The sequence below is a fragment of the Paenibacillus sp. CF384 genome (genome assembly GCF_900106745.1).
GTDB lineage: Bacteria > Bacillota > Bacilli > Paenibacillales > Paenibacillaceae > Paenibacillus_Z.
In genome coordinates this window covers 1-22,048 of record NZ_FNNV01000019.1, presented here as the reverse complement: position 1 = coordinate 22,048, position 22,048 = coordinate 1, and the positions used below count along the sequence as shown (strand labels likewise).

Sequence of the window (22,048 nt, the reverse complement as noted above, 5' to 3'; positions counted from 1 at the left end):
TACGATTAATTTTTGTTTAAATATTTAACTTTCAGCAAAAATATGGTAGATTAGCAAAATAGACATATGGCGCTAAAATGGAGGTTTTATTGCCTGTAATTAATGACATTAACTTATCTGGGGCAGAGGCGGAGATCCACATGGGGAAGAAGAATGGAAAGGTTAGATTTACGGTTGGAGCCAAGCTGATGATTTCCTTTATCAGCGTTCTGCTTTTGCTGCTTGTGAATGGGATTGTGAACTCCCTCATGATGACCAAAATTAATGACAACACGAAGATGATCGCGGACAAATGGCTTGTAGGCGTTGAGACGATCAACAACATCAACTACATGGCCGATCATGTGCTCACCTTGCAGTACAAGATTCTTCTTGAAACCAATGCAAGCTTGAAGAAACAATATGTATCCGATACCGATGCTACGGTTAAGAAAGTTGATGAAAGCCTCGCAGCGTATAAAGCCATTATGACAGCGGGAGATCAGACCGATCTGGATCTGTTCACGAAGCTGGAGGAAGCGTGGAAAGGTTATCAGGACGTTACGAAGAATGTGTCAGCGAATAATAAGCAAGCGCTGAGCACAGAGGAAATCGTTACGCTGATGAAGGATTCGGAGCACGCCTATGCGGCGATTCAAAGCAGCATTGATTATTTGGTCCGTAACAACCATTCCGGCGCGGAAGAGGCGAAGGCGCAAAACGCAACGATCAATTCGCAATCGCAGCGGACAAGCCAAATCGCACTGGTTGTCGGTACGATTCTGGTTATTTTCCTGACCTGGTATGTGCGCAGAACGATATCGAAGCCCATTAAGCAGGCGGCTGTCGTTGTGAATGAAGTCGCAAGCGGCAATTTGGTTACGGACGTGCCGAAGATTCGCAATAAGGACGAGATCGGCGCCTTGTATAACTCGCTCTCCGGCATGATCTTGCAGTTGCGCGCTGCTATGCAAGGCGTACAAGAAGCTTCGGCAGGTATTGCTTCTTCTTCTCAGCAAATGCTGGCGATCTCGGAGCAGAACGCAGGGTCGTCACAGCAAGCCGCTGAATCGGTTGCGGATATGGCTGCCGGAACTGAGATTGCGCTGCAGCGTTTCGAGGAAGTAAGCAAGACAACGCAGGACCTTGGCGAAGGGATCAACCGTATTGCGGAGTCGACCTCGCTTGTTGCCAGCTTATCGGCAGATGCGAGCCGTCAGGCAGCAATCGGGCATGAAGCCGTATCGCAGGCGATGGAACGGATGTCGGCCATTCACGAAACGGTGCAGCAAGCAACGGAGCAGGTAAATCGACTTGAAATGCATACCCGCAACATCGGCGGCATTTCGAAGCTGATCGGTGAAGTGTCGAAGCACACGAACTTGCTCGCGCTGAATGCGGCGATAGAAGCAGCGCGCGCCGGCGAGCACGGCCGCGGGTTTGCGGTAGTCGCGGACGAGGTTCGGAAGCTGGCGCTTCAAACTTCGGAAGCCATCGAAGAGATTGAACAAGTGATTGAGCATGTCACGAGTGACACGCTCACCGTCGTGGAAACGATGCGTTCGAGCTCCGTTGAAGTGGAAGCTGGTCTGCGCAGTGTACGTGAAGCAAGTGCATCCTTCGCTGGCATTGCAGCAGCGTCGGAGCGTGTATCCGGTCAAGTGCAAGAGGTGGCAGCAGCATCGGAGCAAATGGCAGCAGGCTCGGAGCAGGTCATCAGCTCGATGCAGCGTTTGCAGGAGATTGCAAGGAACAGCTCCGAAACGGCGATGACTGTGGCAGCTACAACAGAGGAACAGACCGCTTCCGCAGAGCAAATCGCCAATTCATCCCGTTCGCTGAGCGATATTGCGCTTGAGATGAACGAATTGACAGCGAAGTTTAAACTGTAACAAACAACAGAAGAACCGCCTCAGAAGTGTACGATACGACTTGTGAGAGCGGTTCTTTGCTATCTGTTAGGAATGTAGTTGTAGCTCACGGCGACGGCGACTCACTCAGTCGCCCCAAATTTCACATGGCTCTACGCCAAGCTCTGCCGCAATCAAATGGGCCGTTAGGCGCTGCGGCTTCTTGATTTTGCCGTTTCGGATATTGGAAATGGTCGTTAATGAGATTTGGGTGTTCTCGGCAAGCTGGGTGACAGAGAGCTTCTTCTCGACCATAAGCAAACGGAGCTTATAGGCCGGATCGATATCCGTATCACGCATGTCGCTCTTGAAAGATTGGGTTTGTTTACGGATGGCTTGTCCAAACTTGGATAGGTGAATGGCATTCATGGCAAGTGTAAGGATGGCATAACATTTAAAGCTGTCATCCGCATTGTAGAAGGGATGAATGAGAGAAGTTGTGAGGTATCTTTCTTCAAAAAGCCGTAGTGTGTACGTGATTTGACCGGACTGACGGCTTTCACGAAGGGAATGAAAGAAGCTGTGGACACGAGCTTGATCTTCTTCTACAACAAACTCTTTGTTTTGTTTCAGGGAAAGCTTGTACCTGTCGTAGGGAATCGAGCTGCGATAGCTGCGAAGCGACGTCATTAATCCACCGCTCGTATAGATGACCGAAGACACAACATTCTGTTTCATCACCATTTCTTCAATCCACTTGTGCTCAGAGCGGTCTACAAGCTTAACGGTGTAATAGACGGCATTGATAATTTCGAGCTGCTGAACGAACACTTCGGCGAAAATATGTTTATCTGACTGCATAGTAAGATTGCATTCCGCGTATGCGCTGCTCTTCTCATTCGAGAAGGTAGCGCAAAGCCGGTCAATAAGGCCCCATAGCGTGCTGGCAGTATCAGGCTGTATAGTTGCAATATCCTGCCCGACCAACTGCTCAGAGGAAAAGCCTGTGATAGTTAAGAAGGCATTATTAATCGTGTGTATTGTACGTACACCTTGATTCTCATGAATGATCATGATTGCATCTGTATAATACGTAAACAAATCATCCATTATTATGCCCCCCTGCTCATGTTGTTCGTTTATTATAACATATAATTAATGGAAGGGAATGGATAATGATGCTTCATCTCACAAATGGCGATCATGCTGCCGCCGATTGAGTGGGGCAAGCGGCAAGTTCGTCTTGCAGACAGCGGAATTGGATAAGGGCAGGAATGACTTCTTGCGAAGTGGGCATTCTAAACGGGAATGGACTATTTTGCCGGAAAAGGGTGTGCCTGAAAGATGCAGAATGATACTGCGTTATTTTTTCAATTCGGTGATAGCAATACCGCCGCGCTCGCGTGCAGCACGCTTCAAGAGCTAGGTTATGAACCTGTCATTCAGCAGGATGTGGGCGTGCATATTCATTTGCATGGCAGCGATCTTACGTCCGCACTTGAAATTGCACAAGCGCATGGCGGCCAGCTTGCGGTTCAGTCCTCCATACCGGATATTGAGCTCACGAACGATGCTTACAATATGGCCAATATTACGATACCGGCGCACGTGGTCAACGAAGACTTGATCGCTCAAGAAGAATCCCAAGCCGGCTTAACCAATTGGGACGACGACGCCCCCCAGCAGGATGAGTTCTTCCCGGACGACGGTTCGTACGGGTACTTCTCCGGCGATGTACATACGTAAGGAATAGCGCGCATTGGATGCGAGCTCATTAGATTAGCTGACCGGCTGCTGCTGGTTGGCTTTTTTGCTGTTTAGGACTTTGAAATTTGGCTCTGGCCATGAAATTCGGATCGTGCGGTTTGGTGCAGATGTCAAAATAACAACAGAGACAAGTAAAGATATTCTATTAATGCGTTCTGCGAATCGCAGTACAATAGCTGTGAAAACTTGAAAGCGCTTCAATCGAGCGAAATTACATACATGCTTTTCATTTAAGGAGCCGCAGAAATCAATAAAGGAGGCGTTGCAGAGAGGACAAGGGTGTCCCGAAACGCATAGTGTTTCAAGGATAAACAGATTAATGGAGCAAACAAACGGGAGGTTATATGAGCATGTTCAGACGAATAATTTCCATTATTCTTACAGGCGCATTGCTGCTTGGCTTAGTAGGTTTCGGTGCCGCACCTGCCAGCCGGGCTTACGCTGCTGATGATTTAATTAGCTCGGCAGGATCGGATCTACAAGAAGTAGTTATTAACGGTTTCGAGAACGTCGCGGACTGGAAGTCTAATGACGGTGCTATGTCAGTTGCAGCAGATACAGGGAATAAGACGGAAGGTGCACAATCAGTCAATGTCACCTATCCGGTACCGAATCCGCTAGGCGACAATGCTTGGCGCGAAATTCTATGGAACATTAAAGAAGATCCACTCGACTTATCCACTGCATCGCAGTTGAAGGTAGATATTCGTCCCGTAGGCAGTCAAACGGCAGGCGATTACGAGCCGCTCCGATTCAAGCTGTATAACGAAACGACGAATAAGGTTTTGTTTGAAGACGCATTGCCCAAGCAAACGGCGGATCAATGGAATACGTTTACGCTGGATTTAAGCAATATGACAGCGGCGGATAAGTCTTCGATCAGCCATATTGTCTTCTATATTTGGAATAAGGATTCTAGTATTGGCGGCAGGACAACGTTGCAATATGAGTTTGATAACTTAAGAGTGACAAAACCTGCGGATATGTTGATGGAGAGTGTCATTAACGGATATGAGAACATGAACGATTGGCAGGGTACAACGGCTACTGCAAATACAGCAGTTAGAACCGAGGGAACACAAGCAGCTGATGTTACGTTTTCTGTCCCGAGTCCGGATAACGGAAATGCATGGGTCGAGTATCACTGGGATATTAATGCAAATCCACTCGACTTATCCCCGGCTACGAAGCTGAAGTTCGACATTCGTCCCGTAGGTAGCCAAACAGCAGGTGACTACGAGCCAATCCGTTTCAAGCTGATGGATTCTGTAGGCAGTGTAATTTATGAAGAGCCGCTTCCGGTTCAGACAGCGGATCAGTGGAATACGTTTACATTAGATCTAAACACTATCCCGACAGCGAATCGATCTCATATTACGAACATCATTTTTTATATTTGGAATGGCGATTCCTCTATTGCGGGCAGAAGCACGCTGCACTATCTGCTCGACAATATGAGAATTCTTACGAGTCAGGTTCAACGTGTAACGGCAACTCCGAATTCTTCGTCCGTAACACCTGGTACAACGGTGACCCTTTCTACACCATCTGTTGGAGCAAATATTTTCTACACTCTCGATGGATCGGATCCAAAGTCATCTGCTACTGCAATTCTGTATACAGCTCCAATTACAATCTCGGATGTCACATCAGTTAAAGCCTATGCCGAGATTACGGGTAAGCCAAAGAGTGCGATTTCCGTCTTCGACTACACAATTGGAACCGGAGTGCCCGGAGAAGATATCTACGGGATTAAGAACAATGTAGCGGATATCGGAAGTGGGATGCTTGCAGGGATTCACCGTACGAGTAATTTCGGTGCAGATGGCTTTGTAAACGATTGGAGCGGTCATGCTTCCTTCGTTTTGCCTTCCAATGCTAGCAAACAAGTGAAAATCTCAGGCTGGGGCGGCGTTAACGATTCGTCTGCAAATGCGGCTATTGCCTACGATGACAACAATCTCTACATGCATGTCGATGTGAAGGATGCAGACCAGTTCGACTTTTCAGGCGGTGATATTTGGATGGGCGATAGTGTTCAGGTTGCTTTCTCCAAGGACGGCGCTGTTTACGGACCGGAATACGGCTTCTCTTACGGCGGCGGAACAGCAAGCAAGTTCAGCTGGAATAGTGGTAGTGCTAAGCTTGGCGTGGATTCGATAAAGCTGAAAGTCAGCCGTGACAATACGAATAAGGTAACCGCCTATGATCTGGTTGTTCCGTGGCTGGCGGCATTGCCTGCAGCACCAGGGGAAAAGGTTTCATTTACCCTGCTGATCAATGATAATGACGGTTCCGGCAGAAGAGGCTACATTGAATGGACGCCGGGGATCGGTAACGGAAAGGATGCAACTAGCCTAGGTTCCTTAATGCTGCTGGATCAAGACGAAACATGGAGTACATGGATGCATGGGCCACAGGATGTTCTTCAGAATACAACCTATGACTATTCAGTAGCTGTGGCTAACTTCGGCCAGGAAGCTGAGACTTACCAGATTTCTCTTCCGAATGTGAGCGGTTCAGAGCTCCAGGAAGTCACCGTACCAGCAGGTAAGGTGCTCAAGAAAGCTATTCCGGTATCATTCCCTGCAGTTGGGGATCAGCAATTCAAGGTAATCATCATGAAGAAAGAGACGGGCGAGTCCAAACAAGAAACAATAGCCGTATCCGTTAAACGGGATGCAGAAGCCTTGTTAAGCTTGTTGAATGAATTGAGTGAGAAGCTGCCGACGCTGGAGAATCTCCTTGCGACTGCCAAGGTGCGCCGCATCCCGGTAGACTACGAAACGGTGAATTACACCGTAATCAAGAACTTCATTCAATACGGCAAAGACGACATTACGAACAGTCTCTTAACGCGGGCAGATTATGTCGTAAACGAACTGGATCGCCTCTACAATGAAGCAATCACGAATGTGCAGGCTTACTTGAGTGGTAAGAAGACGGCGATGAGCGTTCCGAGATATATCTCTTCTCGTTCGAAGCTGAAAGGCTTCTCGTTTATAGGCCCGACAAAAACAGCCACATCGAATAAAGTCGACAACCGGCCGATTTTCTTCACGGGATACGGCCACTTCAATCAAGCTAAAGCCGATATCCCGCAGTTTAGCGACTATGGCACGAATATTATTCAGATGGAGCTGGGACCGGATGGAACGGTGCTGCCGCCCGCAGCAGGAAGCAAAGCCGAGTTCAGTATTTCCACAGAACTGATTCAGAACAGCGTAATTCCAACTCTTAAAAATGCAGAAGATCATAATATCGCGGTCAGTTTGCTCATCTCACCGCATTATTTCCCGCAGTGGGCAAAAGATAAGTGGCCGAATGTGGTGAATACCGATAACTCGGGCTTCCTTAAATTCAACGTTAATGCACCGGAAGCTCGCAAAATTATCGAAGCCTATATCAAAGCTTTGATCCCACTGGTGAAGAATTCACCAGCGCTGCACAGTATCATCATAAGCAACGAGCCGAAGTATGATACGAGAACGGATTCTTATGCAGTGGTACCATGGCATCAATTCCTAAAAAAGAAATACAAGAAAATCGCAAGTTTAAACACAACTTATGGTACCAATTTCAGTACATTTGACGATGTTGTAATGCCTGCATCAATTACTGCAACGCCGTATTACTATGACTGGACTGTCTTTAACAACGAGTACTTCTCATCATGGCACGAATGGATGGCTGAGCTGGTGAAGAAGCTTGCACCTAATGTGCCTGTCAGTGCCAAAATTATGGCTAACTTGACTGGTGCAACAACCTATGGTGTCGATCCGGAGGATTTCAGCGAATTCTCAGATATGAACGGCAATGACAACTGGAATTACCTTGGTAGTGGGATCGGCGGCTTTATCCGCGAGAACCGATTCTATGACTTGCAGGGTTCGTTTAGAAAAGCACCAATTTTTAATTCGGAAACACATGTCATTGCGGACAGAGATACCGTATATACACCAGATCAAGCTAAGCACGTCGAAACATCACTTTGGCAGTCCGCAGTACATGGCAAGAATGCATCCACGATATGGGTATGGGAGAGATCCTATGATCCTAACAGCGATTTCTATGGCAGTGTTCTGCAGCGTCCGGATGTGGTACAAACGATCGGTAAAGTGAATTTGGATTTGAACCGATTGGCTTATCAAGTGACTGCTCTGCAAAACAGTGCACCGAAGGCAGCTATTCTCTACTCACTTCCTTCCATGGTCTACTCGAACTCGTATCTGGATATGATGGATCGGGCTTATGAAGCACTGACATTTAGTGGTCAAAGAGTAGGCTTTGTTTCCGAAAAGCAATCACAAGATGGCGGATTAGATGACTACAAGCTGCTTATCGTTCCGCAAGCTACTAATGTATCGGAATCCACGCTGAAAGCTGTTAAAGCTTTCATTAAAGCAGGCGGTAAGGTCATTATGATCGGCAACAACTCAATGAGCGCTGATGAGAACAATAAGCCGCTGAATAACTCAATCAGAAGCGCGGTTCTTGCAGGTTCGAAGGTACTCGCAAGTGACATCGACAACGCCGCTTTAAAACAATCCATCAGAGCGAGTTTGACTGATTTACGGTTATTGAATGTTGTTCTGAAGGATAAGGTAACAGGTGAAGTGATTGACGGTGTGGAGTGGCTGAGCACAAGTTTTGAAGGTAAATTGCTTATCAACATAGCTAACTATGACCCGACTACAGCCTCCAAGACGATTAAAATTGAAGTGAATGGTAAAGCAGCAGGCAACGCGCGTGAGTTGATTAATGGCAGTATCGTGGATACAAGTAACTTTACTATCGCACTTGAGAAGCCGTACTTGCTTTCTGTAGATCTGGACAATCGCCCAAGCCACCATAATTGAGTGATTCATGATGTAGTGCTTAAACGAGAAAGCGATTTATCAGGCGCTGGAACATTCATAGGATTTCATAATGAGAACAAGTCCACGATGATGTCGTGGACTTGTTCTCGATCGTTGGGAAGTTTGTGTGCTGTGGAGTTAAGTTGCGGAATATCGGGTTGGTGGGAAGAGGAGCTTCCAGCAGCCGTACCTCCAATCAAGCATCTTTTATGCTATAATTCCCATAACTATGTTAGCTTAAGGAGCGTTGGTGGAAGTGAACCAAATGAGGGGGGCCAACAACAGGCGGGTCAAAAGCCTTAATCGCAGCACGGTGCTCCAATACATTCGCAAGCAGGGACAAGCGTCCAAAGCCGACATTGCGGCGCAAACGCATCTGAGCTTCACGGCGGTCAAGAACATTACCGACGAGCTGCTCTCTTATTCGTTTATCAGCGAAGTAGGCTACGATGAATCAACAGGCGGCAGGAAGCCGCTCTTATATAAGCTCAAGGAAGACCGATTCTACTCCGTGGGTCTTCATCTCAGCGTCGCTCGCATTCATGTTGTCGTGCTGAATCTATCAGGCGGCGTACATGCTCATTACGAGACGGAAACGAATCCGGATGCGCTTCAATCCAACGCCATCGTCGATCAGTTAATTGACTGCATCGAAGACGCAATTGTGAAATCGAACGTGGATCGCACTCGCATACTCGGAATTGGCATGGCGATTCCCGGACCGCTAGATCCCTTCGGAGGTGTCGTGCTATCGCCGCCAAATATGAAGGGTCTGGCGGGTCTGCCGCTGAAGCAGCTGATGACGGACCATTTTGGAATCGAGACCTTGATCGAGAAGGATGCGAACCTGATCGCACTCGGCGAATATTGGCATGGTGCTGCACGGGGGAAGCGTAATGTATTCTATCTCGATGCTGACGTTGGTATCGGAAGCGGCATTATCATAGACGGTAAGCTGCATTATGGATCGCCGTATGGCGCAGGTGAAGTCGGGCACGGAACGATCAACATTGATGGACCTCGATGCAATTGCGGAAATTACGGCTGTCTCGAAGCGGTGGCGTCGGGTCTTGCCATTGAGCGCCGTGCAGGTGAGGAGATTCGCAGAGGGGCTGAGACATCGTATCGAGAACGATATCTTGCGGATGAGAAGTCCGTCTCGATCGCTGCAATATTGGATGCGGCGCGTGACGGAGATTCATTGTCGCAACAGCTGCTAACGGAATCGGCACGCTATGTCGGGATTGCGGTTGGCAATGTCATTCATCTGCTTATGCCGGAGATCATTATTATCGGAGGAGCGCTTACGCATGCGTACCCTCGATATTTTGAGCATACGAAGGAAATTGCGATGAGCCGGATATTCGCTTCCTTTGCCGACCATATTCATATCTACAAAGCCGAACTAGGTGTGTTAGGCGGTGCAATCGGTGCGGGTACTCTGGTGTTGGAGCAGTTTTTTCAAAAAGATTTGAGCGAATGGATGGACATGAAGCCGCTGCTAAGTTGAGGGCGGCTTTTATTGTGCCAACTTCTTAATTTCATATTCATAAGGTGGAGAAAACCCATTGACGCATAAGTAGGTCAGTTGTAAAATCTATCCTATAATCACTACTTTTTAATATTATATTAATAAGTTTCTGCCGCGAAAGGAATCGATTGTTTATGAATCCGCATCTGAATGTGCTTCAAAGCAAATACCCCGAGCTTGCAGGATGCCTCGCGGATATCCAGCGCAGCTTCGAGCTGATTGAAGCCTGCTACCGGCAGGGCGGGCAAGTCTTGGTAGCGGGCAACGGAGGCAGCGCTGCCGACAGCGAGCATATCGTCGGGGAATTGATGAAAGGATTCATGCTGCCGCGTCCGGTTCCGCAGTCTTTTCGAGAATCGGTAACAAAGCTGTTCCCGGCAGAAGGGGACGCACTTTGCAACAGCTTGCAAGGCGCGCTTCCCGCCATCTCGCTAGTCAGCCACAGCGCACTGATGACGGCATTCGCTAACGATGTGGCGTCTGATATGGTTTTCGCCCAGCAGGTGTACGGATATGGCCGGGCAGGGGATGTATTCCTCGGGATCAGCACGTCGGGCAATTCCCGCAACATTATCCAAGCGATTCAAGTAGCCAAGGCGAAAGGGATGATCTGCGTCGGATTAACCGGAGGCTCAGGCGGATTAATGAAAGCGCTTAACGATTGTACGATCGTTGTCCCGCATGCCGTAACGCCGGACATCCAGGAGCGCCATCTGCCCATCTATCACACGCTGTGCATCATGCTGGAGGAGGCGTTCTTCGGATGAGGATAGTGACGACTTATGCCGGGTTCGATATCGGGGGCACGAAATGTGCGGTTACGCTTGGGCATGCCGCAGGGGCGGCTGGCGAGCAAATCGAATTGGTAGATAAGGCAGCTTTCTCGACCGAATCGACTCCCGAAGCTACACTAGATAAGCTAACAGCACAACTGGAGCTGCTCCTTAATCGGCATCCGGCGGAGAGAGAACGGCTCAAGGCAATCGGCATAAGCTGCGGCGGTCCACTGGACAGCCGCAATGGGCTGATTCTATCGCCGCCGAATCTACCAAATTGGGATCGCGTCGATGTCATCACGCCGATCAAGCAGCACTTCGGGGTCCCGGTCGGCTTGCAGAACGATGCCAATGCCTGCGCGCTGGCCGAATGGCAGTGGGGAGCGGGGCAAGGAACGCGGAACATGATCTTCCTCACGTTCGGCACCGGCATGGGAGCCGGACTCATTCTGGATGGCCGCCTGTATACCGGAACGAACGATAATGCAGGCGAGGTTGGCCATATACGACTTGCGGAAGTAGGGCCGGTTGGGTACAACAAGGCAGGGTCCTTCGAAGGATTTTGCAGTGGAGGCGGCATTGCCAGACTTGCGCAGTCGAAGGTAACGGAACGGCTTGCAGCGGGCCAGGACCTTCCGTCATTCTACCGGCCGCCCCATGAGATTACGACGAAAGCTGTCGCGGAAGCTGCAAGACAAGGGGACCCGCAGGCTCTGCAGATTTTCGGAGAAGTTGGACGTATGCTTGGGCGGGGCATCGCTGTACTAATCGATATTATCAATCCGCAGCGCATCGTCATTGGCAGTATTTATGCCAGGCAGCAAGAATTGCTTGATCCTTATCTGTTTGAAGAGCTGCGTCGTGAAGCGCTGAGCGGTTCCGCAGCCATTTGTGAAATCGTTCCTGCCGGACTTGGAGACCATGTCGGCGATTATGCCGCATTATCCGTTGCCCGGAATCTCATGGAGAAGAGGGATTGAATCGATGACTAACAGCATTCAGCTGCATATGATCGGCAATGCACATCTGGACCCGGTATGGCTGTGGCAGTGGCAGGAAGGTTATGCGGAGATAAAGGCGACTTTTCGTTCCGCGCTTGATCGGATGATTGAGTTCCCGGACTTTATATTTACTTGTGCTGGGGCTGCTTATTATGAGTGGATCGAGCAAAATGCGCCGGAGATGTTCGAAGAGATTCGCGCGAGAGTGAGCGAAGGGCGCTGGGTTATCGTAGGAGGTTGGTGGATACAGCCGGATTGCAATCTGCCTTCGGGGGAATCGTTCGTTCGGCATGGTTTGTACAGCCAGCGGTATTATCAAGAGAAGTTCGGCGTGATGGCAAAAGTCGGCTACAATGTCGATTCCTTCGGTCATCACAATATGCTGCCGCAAATCCTGAAGAAGAGCGGCATGGACAGCTATGTCTATATGCGCCCGCAAGAGCAGGAGAAGAGCATGGAGCGCAATGTGTTCTGGTGGAAGAGCCTAGATGGCAGCCAAGTGCTGGCCTTCCGCAATCCGATCAGCTATAACAATTCCTCTTCTATTAAACATGACGATCCCGTCTACGGCAAATCGCTGGAGGTCATGGGGCTGGCCGAGGAGCATGAGCACCATTTCATGGGCTTCTATGGCGTCGGCAATCATGGCGGAGGTCCGACGATCGCGAACATTCAGTCCATCCACCGGTTGCAGTCGGATCTGGGAAGCGAACGAATCCGGTTCAGCTCTCCGAATGCTTATTTTGAAGAAATGATGCACGGCGGCGTTCAGTTCCCGGTATTCAAGGACGATCTGCAGCATCATGCGAGCGGCTGCTACTCCACTCATTCCGAGTCCAAAGCATTGAACCGCAAAGCGGAGCACCGACTGATCACGGCTGAGAAGTTCGGTACGCTCGCACACTTGCTCGCAGGCTATGATTACGCAGCACAGGACATCCAGCGGGGCTGGAAGAATGTCATGTTCAATCAGTTCCACGACATTATGGGCGGCTGCTCCGTACAGGAAGCTTTTACAGATGCGAGGGAGTCCTATGGGGAATCGCTGAATATCGCGGCCGTGACGCTGAATGCGGCGCTGCAGCGAATCTCGTGGTCGATTGATACGATGAAGGACGAAATCCAGTCGCTCAGCAAAGATATGGACTGGGTGCTCTGGGAGCAGAAGGATGCTGGCGTTCCGGTCGTCGTGTTTAATCCGTTGTCTTGGGAAGTGGATGCGCTAATCCAGGTGAACAAGAAGGTGACGAGCGTTACGGATGAGAAAGGCGAAGTCATCCAGCATCAGATCGTCCGCGGCTCGCGGACCAATGGCAGCGATGACAAGTTCGATACGGCGTTCATGGCGCGTGTTCCGGCACTGGGCTACCGTGTGTATTGGATCTATAAGGAGAAAATGCTCGGAGCGGCTTCTTCGCCAGAACGTCAGTTGATCACGGAAACGGCAGCGCTCGAGAACGATTGGCATCGCGTAGAATTTGAACCACATACGGGCCATATTCGCAGGTTGTATGATAAGAAGAAGGCAGTAGAGGTGTTGAGCGGCAACGGCGCAGTACCCATCGTGATCGACGAGCATCATTGCGATACTTGGGCACATGGCGTTTTTGAGTTTCGGGACGAGGTTGCGAGATTCGGAGATGCGCAGGTGAAGCTGCTGGAATCAGGGCCGCTGCGGGCGGTGATAAGAGTGACGAATCGCAGCGGTCAATCGGAGCTGCGGCAGGACTTTATTCTCTACCGCGACAAGCCGGGGATTGAAGTAAGAGCGAAGCTGGATTGGCGGGAGAAGCATAAGATGCTCAAGCTTTCCTTCCCTGTGCGCGTCAGTGAGCCGAAGGCAACATACGAGATTCCGTACGGTTATATCGAGCGGCCGGTGAACGGGGAGGAAGAGCCCGGCCAGCAGTGGCTGGATGTGAGCGGCTTTACGGATGAAGCGGGCATACAGCATCGATACGGGTTAACGCTGCTGAACGATTCGAAGTACAGCTCGGATGTGAAAGACAACGACCTGCGGATGACGGTCGTTCGCAGCCCGATCTATGCGGATCATTACGGCGAACGAGACGAATACTGCGAATTTATGGATCAAGGGCTGCAGCAGTTCCGCTATATGCTCATTCCGCACGAGGGCGGTTGGCAGCAAGCGCAGGTGACCAAGCGGGCGCTCGAGCTGAACGTCCCGCCTATCCACATCGTGGAAACCTACCATAAAGGCTCGCTGCCTCAGACATCAGAGGGAATCCGAGTGTCCGCAGATAATCTGATCGTTACGGCGTTTAAACCCGCAGAGGATGGCGACGGTTATGTGCTGCGTTGTTATGAAGCGTGCGGGCATGGCGGCGAAGCCGTGATCGAGGTGCCGTCGCTGAAGCGGAAGTGGACGCTGCGGTATGGGCAATGCGAAATTAAGACATTCCGCATTCCTGCTGACCCGGATCAAGATGTGTACGAGGTAAATATGATCGAGTTTCCTATTTAGCTAGTTCTAGCAGAAACAGTCCGTTCCTGAGTGGCAGGGACGGACTGTTTGTGCTGTGCTTCACGATATCTATCACGATTTTAGTAGAAGGAAATCTAAAAACTAATGAAAGAAAGGCCCTTCTCCATCTATAATTTAAGTAATGAAGGTGAGAAGGTGTTTAGGATGCAGAAGATGCAGAAGATGCGGACAAAGGTGCTGCTATTTCCTTACCATTGGATAACAAAGTCGCTCTATCGGAAAATATGGTTCTGTTTCTTCATCACGATTTCCATTACCGTCTCTGCGCTGGGGCTCGATTATTATATCCAAACGTCCTCGGACATCAAGCAGCGTGCGGTCGGCAACATGGAGCAGATCAGCAATCAATCAGCCGCCACACTGGAATCTTATATGCTGAACGTGAAGAACTTCGCGTGGGATTATTTTGGCAATAAGGATTTCCAGCAGTTTGTCAGCAGGATGGGGGCAGATCCGGACGCGTACTCGCACTACTCTGCGAAATTCAGCCAGTTTCTGACCGATAACCCGGTGGTGGACTATATTATGGTCAGCCAATTGGACGGCTATATGCTCTCTAGCGGCAGAATGAATGAAACCAACGAGCTCGACTTTGATTTCGAGCCGATCGAGAAGGCCGCTGTCGCCAAGGACGGGAAAGGGATTTGGGTACCGACGCATACCATCGACGCGGCGACGAATCAACAAGTCAACACCTTGATGTTCGCGCAAGCGGTCAAAATCATTAATTTCAATATCGACACTCCGATCGTCGGTGTCATCTATATCCGGCTCTCGCCGGAATATCTCAAGAAGTGGCTCGGCGATATTGCCAGCGACGAACAGGGCAACTATATGCTGGTCGACTCGGCAAGCGGGCAAGTGATGCTCTTGGATCATGAACGGACGGACGCGCAGCTGCAAGGCCTAAACGGGCTGTTTCGGTTTAGCTATGGCATATCTTCCAGATACATGTTCGGTGATGACCACGGCGTAGAGACGTTGTTCGTTTCCAACGAGCTGAACAATACATCCTGGGCACTCATTGGGAAAGTCCCGCTGAAGGTACTGCTGGAACAGTTGAATACGTTTGCTCTCCGCACGCTTGTGATCGGGATGATCTGTCTGCTTGGCGCTATGGTGATTGCAAGCCTCCTCGCCAGTCGTATTATTACGCCGCTTAAGCTGTTGAAGAATGGGATCATTTCCATCGAACAAGGCAATTACGAGGTTTCCGTGCCCGTTACTTCCAAGGACGAAATCGGCTATTTTATCCGACATTTCAATCAGATGGCGAAGGAGATCAACTCGCTCATCGTGAAAGTATACGAGACGGAGCTGGTGAAGAAGGATGCGGAGATCAAATCGCTGCAATCCCAAATCAATCCGCATTTTCTGTACAACACGCTTGGGATGATCGACAGTCTGGCCTCGCTTCACGAGGATGACCGCATCAGTCTGATCAGTTCCTCCCTTGCCAAAATGTTCCGGTACAACATCAGCGGCGGTCATATGTCCACCTTGCAAACCGAAATTCGGCAGCTCGAGATCTACCTGTCGATTCAGCAAATTCGTTTCGGAGCGAGGCTACGTTATTCCATCGAGATCGAGGAAGGACTTCATGCCACGCTGACGCCGAAACTCCTGTTGCAGCCGCTGGTCGAGAACAGCTTCATTCACGGCATAGACCATCTGACGCAGGGCGGGGAAATTCGTATTCAAGCTTACAGTCTCTCCGAGACGGACGCGGCTATTACGATTTGGAATAACGGTCCTGCGATTGAAAAGCAGAAACTAGCGGTGCTGCAAGGGAAGCTGGAGCAATGCCAGCAGCTTAACTATTCCGATCATACGGCTTCATCTATCGGCCTGTTCAATGTGCTCTATCGCATCAAGCTAGTCTTCGGCAGCAGCTATGGGTTAACCGTTCAAAGCAGCCAAGATCAGGGGACGACGGTAACGGTTCTGATCAAAAAAACGCGAGTAGAGGAGCCTTCCTATGAAATTGCTAGTCGTAGATGACGAACAGCTGATGAGGCAGGGCATTATGAAGAAGATCCAGATGTCCGGCCTGCCGATCACATCGATCTTCGAAGCGGGAGACGGCGAGGAAGCTTTGCGCGTGCTGCACGAGGTGAAGCCTGATATCGTAATTACGGATATTCGCATGCCGCTTATGGATGGGCTCACGTTCTTGAAGGAAGCGGCGCAGGCCATGCCCGAGCTGCAATTCATCGTCATTAGCGGTTACGGAGAGTTCGATTACGCCCGCAAAGCGATTCAATTCGGGGTGACGGATTACCTGCTTAAGCCCGTCGACAAGGAAGAGCTGAAGGAGAGCTTGATGCGGGTCATGGACAAAATCCGGCAGCGCCTGGAGCAGTCCGAAGCAGGCCAGCAGATTAAGCATTTGCAGAACAGCGCGGAAGAGTCGATTCGTGAGCGGATGCTTAGCAAGCTCATCCAGTACGGACCCGGAGGCGTGCCTCAAGCGGAGAGAGACGAGCAGCTGCTCGCGCTGCGCCGGAACTGCAGCTATTTTGTCGCGGTTGTGTTCGTGCTGAAGGCAGTCAAGCTGCCGCATTTGTCCTTTCGACAGGGGGACGAGAAGCTGCTTTCGTTCGCTGTACAGAATATGATCTCTACCGTTCTCGAATCCACGGAACGCAAAGGCGTATTATTCCGACATGCGATGCTGGAAAATGAGCTTGTTTATGTGCTGGGGGGTCACTCGCCGGTTGAAACGGATACGCTCCACCTTGAGCTCAAAGAAATTCTCGGCGGCATTCAGCGCCATCTGAAGCTGGAAACAACCATCGGATGCGGCGGTGCCGTCAATCAGATGGAAATCATTCAGCAGTCCTACCAGCAAGCTAAGCAGGCGCTTCGCAATTGCATTCTTCACGGCAATGGCCGTATATATATGATCGACGCCGGCGAACAAGTGAAAGCGGGCTTGCATTCCGTGATCTCCAGAGAAGACGAGGCGCTGCTGCTGCGATTCCTGAGCGAGTGCAACGTCTCCGCGCTGACAGGCTGGATTGATGAACGTGTCGAGCTGATTGCTACAGGCAAGCAGGTGTACTTCGCCCATCTGGAAAGCTTCTGCGTTGAATTTCATCTCCTGCTGCGCAAATATTTGCTCACCCAAACGAGTATCCCCGAGTGGATTATCGGCGAGTTGGATGATCTGCTGACGTGGCTGCACGGCCTTACGCAGTGGCAGGATATTCAAGGACATTTAAGCGAAATGGTCCGCAATATCGTTGGCCACTTATATAAACTGCGTCATTCCTCGGAATACAGCGTCATCGACGAGGTGAAGCTCTTCATCGACAGCTCCCTGCATGAGCCGATAAACCTACAAACCATTGCAGACCGATTCTACTTCCATCCCAGTTATTTCTCCCGCCGCTTCAAAGAACGATTCGGTGAAAGCTTCGTCAACTATCTGACCGCAGCCAGACTGCGCAAATCCGAACAGTTTCTGAGAGATTCCAATTTGAAAATCCAAGAGATAGCCGAGCTGGTCGGTTTCAAGGATGCCGCTTATTTCAGCAGCGTCTTCCGCAAGTCTACCGGCATGACACCGGTGCAATTCCGGGCCGCGGTATCGTCAAAATTTTAATAGTGCATAAGTTCGTTATTTCCATTAACGTGCTCAGCCGATCCAGCTATGATTAACTTGTAAACGGCGGCGGTGGGGACTGTGACCGTACTGTTTATGCTCAGGAGGTAAGGAATGAGAGAGCCAGGGATTCCTAACAAGCCGGCAGCGCTTATGCTGGCAGCTGCCTTATGCTCAGTACTGCTTAGCGCCTGCAATTCCAATGATGATGATCTATCGGGTTCGGCTGCAGGAAAGGTTATCAACGGGGCTTTAGCGGCAGAGAATAACGAAGCTGCAGCAGATGCTTCGCTGGATGAGACGGAGCCCATCATCGAGATAACCGCTTGGGATCAGCCCGCACCTGACGATCCCGGCAAGCCATTCATTGAAAGCCGTTTTAAGAGGTTCGAGGAACTGCATCCTAACATTAAGGTTAAGCATGTTGAAGCGTTCCAGACGAATGTGCGCGAGAAATTTATGACAGCGGTTGCAGGCGGTGAAGGGCCTGACGTGATGGAGCAGCCGTTCCCGGATATGCAGCTCTACATGCAGAAGGGAATTGCCGCAGACATCACGGATTTGATGAATAGCTCGCCGGATAAGGAACGTTTCATTGACGGTGCATTTGATCTGGCAACGAAGGACAGCCGAATTTATGGCATTCCAAGCTTCATGTATTCGTCCGGCTTACTTTATAACAAGTCGATGTTCAAGAAAGCAGGGATCGACAGTCCGCCGAGGACGTGGGATGAATTTGCTGAGACGGCCAAGAAAGTGCAGCAGTATAATCCGGATACAATCGGCTTTGATATTCTGGGCATGGACTGGGCGGATTGGCATTTTGAATATTACGTGTGGCAAGCAGGCGGTGACTTGACGGAGCTTCAGCCGAATGGGACCGTTAAGCTGCATTTCAGCTCGGAAGCGGCTGTGAAGGCGCTCCAATATTATAAAGATTTGAAATGGACCCATAAAGTGACTCAGAAAAATGTCGTGCAAGATTACAACGAGAATTTGCGAGACTTCTATACCGGCCGATCAGCAATGATTCTGGGCAGCTCCGACAGCTTCGGCAACTTCTTGAAGCAGGGGATGAGAGCGGAGGATATTGGATTCACGCCGTTCCCGATCGGACCATCAGGCAGAGCGCCTTCGCAAGTGGGAGGGAACTTCTGGATGCTGAATCCCAAATCGACGCCGGAGCAGCAGAAAGCCGCATTCGACTATGCGATGTTCTTCCTGTCGAAGGAGCATATGGAGGCATGGGCACAATTCTGCTTAGATAACGGCTTTGCGATTAATCCGCTGTCGATCGTCAAGGACTTCGATGTTACCAAGTGGGTGAAGGATTTACCTCCGGATTACGTAGCGGCAGTCCAGGCAACGGCGAAGGATAAGCATCTGGAATACTATCTCAAAAGCAGCCTGAGCAGCTACCTCGTGAAGCCGATTCAGACGATTCTGCTTGATCCAAGCGCCGATCCGGCCACGGAGCTCAAGGCGGCTGAAGCACTTGCCCAGAAGGAAGTGATTGATAAGTATAACAGTGACATTTTGGCAGGCGTCAAATAGGTAGGTGGTGAGGAAAGTGGTGAATAAATGGAAGATCCCGTGGACACCGATTTTGTTCCTGCTTCCTTCTGTTGTTGTATTCTTTATATTCAAATATTATTTGCTGTTCAAAGCGGTCTATATCAGTCTCTTTAACTACGATATTATGACCCCTCCGGGCAAGTTTGTCGGCTTTGGCAATTATTTCGAATTTCTCAGCAGCCACACGTTCTGGGTGGCGATGAAGAACACGTTTATCTTCTTCGGATTGTCGGTACTGCTCGTATTCTGGGTTCCGATCGTGCAGGCGCTCTTCCTCAGTCATATGAAGCGGTTGAACGGACTCTACCTTGTGCTCTATCAAATTCCGAATGTACTGCCGCTTGTTGCAGGCGCATTGTTGTGGAAGTGGATGTACAATCCCGATCGCGGACTGTTCAACTATTTGCTGGGTAAGCTCGGACTTGGCCCGTACGGTTTTCTGAATGACCTCCGCATGACCAAGCTTGCGATTGTGCTGCCCGGCTTCTTCGCCAGCGGCGGGATCGGCGTGCTGCTCTACTATGCAGCCATCAAATCCATTTCATCCGAGCTCTTCGAAGCAGCGAAAATCGACGGCTGCGGACCGTGGCGGCGCATGCTGATGATGATTTTGCCGAACATTTCGTTTGTCATTATCATTCAGTTCGTCGGGTTCATGTCAGGGGTTCTGCTATCGTTTGATACGATATTTGTGATGACGCAAGGAGGTCCGGCAGATGCCTCGCTTGTCGTGGCGCTTATGATTCAGAAGACGGCTTTCGAGCAATCGAGATTCGGCGTTTCTGCAGCGCTCTCCTTCTTCATGTTCCTCTTGATCGCCGTACTGACCGTGATTCAATTCCGTTTGCAAAGAGAGGACGAATGACCGCAGATGAGACCTAACCGCATTGTGGAAAAAGGCGAACGCAAGCTGGACGTCGCTTCCTATCTGGTTACGATCGTGTTCGTCGTGCTGGGTCTTCTTCCGCTTGTTTGGCTGCTCGTAACGGCCATTATGGATAACGAATCGATTGAATCGACCACACCGAAATTTCTTCCAAGAATTCCGCATACAATCGAGCTTACACTCGATTACTCCGGCCTGGGTAACAAGGAGCAGACGTTCTACGAGAAGGATGCGATGAAAGCGATCTGGTACCCGTGGCGAGCCTTCATGCGGGATAATATCGGGGAAATTACCGTCACCGGCATTAAGGATGGGCTCAAGCTGTATAGGGCGAAGACAACCGCAGCGGAGTTCTATGTGGGTCAGCCTTTTATCGTGTCCACCGATCGTTACTCCGACAAAATCATGAATACGAAGCTGGGGCAAATCCGCGAGCGCCGCTTATCGGACTTCACGTGGTACGGAATTTCCGAAGGTGAAGTTTATGGAGGGAAGCCCTTTCTGTCAGATGAACCGCTGAGTACGCAGCTGCGAGCCTACTTCGACGAAAGCGGATTGCTGGATGGTAAAGTGGTGGAACTGGAGCAATCGCGTAACTGGCTGCGTTTGTTTGACAGCTTCCGAAGCTTGAATCTGCTGGCAGCGGAAACAGTGGGCAGCCTCGGATTCTATCATTTCTTCATGAACAGCCTCTTTATCTGTGTGGTGGTTATCGTGTGGCAGCTCTTCTTCGGGGCGTTGTCCAGCTATGCGCTGTCACAGCTCATTCCGAATCGAAGAATTCGATTCATCGTCCTGATGTATTTCCTCGCAACGATCATGATCCCTAGCGTATCCGTGCTCATTCCGCAATATTTGCTCATGCAGAAGCTCGGCCTCGTGGACAATATTTGGGCCATTATTCTACCGCATTTTGCATGGGGCTTCGTGATCTTTCTGTTCAAAGGGTTCTTCGATCAGCTGCCCAAAGAGCTGCTTCAAGCAGCACGCGTAGATGGCGCTTCGGAGCTTCGGACATTCCTGCGTATCGTCGTCCCGATGTCCGTTCCGGTCTTTACGATCGTGGCTGTGCTGACCTTCATTCCGGTATGGAATGATTTCCTCTGGCCTTATGTGGTATCGAGGTCGCCGCATAATTGGACATTCACGGTGGCGATGAACGATATGCAGAGCGGGCAGAACCCACGGCCCAACTGGATCAGCGCGAGCGGCGTCATCTCGATCCTTCCGCTGCTGCTCGTATTTATGATTACGCAAGGTGCGCTGGAGAAGGGGATGTTGTTTACCGGCGGCGTGAAGGGCTGAGAGTAGGAGCGGTATATGCGCTAGGTTGGGGGGATGATTGCAGAAGAGCATCGCGCATGTGGCGCTTGAGTGGCTAATCGCAGAAGAGCATCTCCAAAGTGGCGCTGGAGTGGCTAATCGCAGAAGAGCACCGCGTAGGCGCCATCTGCGCTGATAATGTTGCTGCAAATGCAGCATTTCACCTCTTTGAAGGGTAAATACTGCTAAATGTTGCATAAATGTCAGCATTCTATGCCAGCATGGCACCCAGAAGGCGCTACGGGCAGCAAATGTTGCATATTGCGCATCATTTTCTCTACAACGCCACAAACTGAGTTTAGGATAATAAGTGGACACAACATAACAGCGACCTGTTACTATAAATACAACAAAACAGGTCGAGGTGTATCATGAGAAAAACACGTCA

At 50.2% G+C, this 22,048-nt stretch carries 13 protein-coding genes; 12 read left to right on the top strand and 1 reads right to left on the bottom strand.

All coding sequences use genetic code 11. The annotated features are described in order from the left end of the window. Nucleotides 1-140: 140 nt before the first annotated feature. Entirely contained in the window at nucleotides 141-1,871 is a 1,731-nt protein-coding gene (locus BLW29_RS25180) for a methyl-accepting chemotaxis protein (RefSeq protein WP_177186818.1), read from the top strand. 105 nt (nucleotides 1,872-1,976) lie between these two features. On the opposite strand, the gene BLW29_RS25175 is transcribed toward BLW29_RS25180, so the two are convergent. After that, complete coding sequence (locus BLW29_RS25175) at nucleotides 1,977-2,939, bottom strand: helix-turn-helix domain-containing protein (RefSeq protein WP_090984826.1); 963 nt, start codon at nucleotides 2,937-2,939, stop codon at nucleotides 1,977-1,979. A gap of 234 nt (nucleotides 2,940-3,173) precedes the next feature. Here BLW29_RS25175 and BLW29_RS25170 point away from each other — a divergent pair, with 234 nt between their 5' ends. The 11 genes from BLW29_RS25170 to BLW29_RS25120 all read left to right on the top strand — a co-directional run bounded on the left by BLW29_RS25170 (nucleotide 3,174) and on the right by BLW29_RS25120 (nucleotide 21,642). After that, nucleotides 3,174-3,575 carry a hypothetical protein gene (locus BLW29_RS25170; protein ID WP_090984824.1) on the top strand — a complete coding sequence of 134 codons (402 nt, stop codon included), beginning with the start codon at nucleotides 3,174-3,176 and terminating at the stop codon, nucleotides 3,573-3,575. 371 nt (nucleotides 3,576-3,946) lie between these two features. Continuing rightward, on the top strand, nucleotides 3,947-8,455 hold the full coding sequence (locus tag BLW29_RS25165; RefSeq protein WP_177186817.1) for a beta-galactosidase: 4,509 nt from the start codon (nucleotides 3,947-3,949) through the stop codon (nucleotides 8,453-8,455). Between the two features lie 265 nt (nucleotides 8,456-8,720). After that, entirely contained in the window at nucleotides 8,721-9,965 is a 1,245-nt protein-coding gene (locus BLW29_RS25160; RefSeq protein ID WP_090984820.1) for an ROK family protein, read from the top strand. Between the two features lie 155 nt (nucleotides 9,966-10,120). After that, nucleotides 10,121-10,753 (top strand): D-sedoheptulose-7-phosphate isomerase, encoded by a 633-nt coding sequence (locus tag BLW29_RS25155; RefSeq protein ID WP_090984818.1) that lies wholly within the window; start codon nucleotides 10,121-10,123, stop codon nucleotides 10,751-10,753. Continuing rightward, a complete protein-coding gene (locus tag BLW29_RS25150) occupies nucleotides 10,750-11,742 on the top strand; it encodes an ROK family protein (protein WP_090984816.1) in 993 nt (330 codons plus the stop codon). The genes BLW29_RS25155 and BLW29_RS25150 overlap by 4 nt, the downstream gene beginning before the upstream one ends. A gap of 4 nt (nucleotides 11,743-11,746) precedes the next feature. Beyond that, nucleotides 11,747-14,248 carry an alpha-mannosidase gene (locus BLW29_RS25145; protein WP_177186816.1) on the top strand — a complete coding sequence of 834 codons (2,502 nt, stop codon included), beginning with the start codon at nucleotides 11,747-11,749 and terminating at the stop codon, nucleotides 14,246-14,248. Nucleotides 14,249-14,413: 165 nt separating this feature from the next. After that, on the top strand, nucleotides 14,414-16,270 hold the full coding sequence (locus tag BLW29_RS25140; protein WP_177186815.1) for a sensor histidine kinase: 1,857 nt from the start codon (nucleotides 14,414-14,416) through the stop codon (nucleotides 16,268-16,270). After that, entirely contained in the window at nucleotides 16,248-17,876 is a 1,629-nt protein-coding gene (locus BLW29_RS25135) for a response regulator (protein ID WP_090984810.1), read from the top strand. Before BLW29_RS25140 ends, BLW29_RS25135 begins: the two co-directional genes overlap by 23 nt. Nucleotides 17,877-17,990: 114 nt before the next feature. Continuing rightward, entirely contained in the window at nucleotides 17,991-19,430 is a 1,440-nt protein-coding gene (locus tag BLW29_RS25130; protein ID WP_090984807.1) for an extracellular solute-binding protein, read from the top strand. A gap of 19 nt (nucleotides 19,431-19,449) precedes the next feature. Then, nucleotides 19,450-20,316 (top strand): carbohydrate ABC transporter permease, encoded by an 867-nt coding sequence (locus tag BLW29_RS25125; protein WP_256208888.1) that lies wholly within the window; start codon nucleotides 19,450-19,452, stop codon nucleotides 20,314-20,316. Nucleotides 20,317-20,322: 6 nt separating this feature from the next. After that, nucleotides 20,323-21,642, top strand: a complete 1,320-nt coding sequence (locus BLW29_RS25120; RefSeq protein ID WP_090984803.1) for a carbohydrate ABC transporter permease — start codon at nucleotides 20,323-20,325, stop codon at nucleotides 21,640-21,642. The last annotated feature ends 406 nt before the right edge of the window (nucleotides 21,643-22,048 follow it).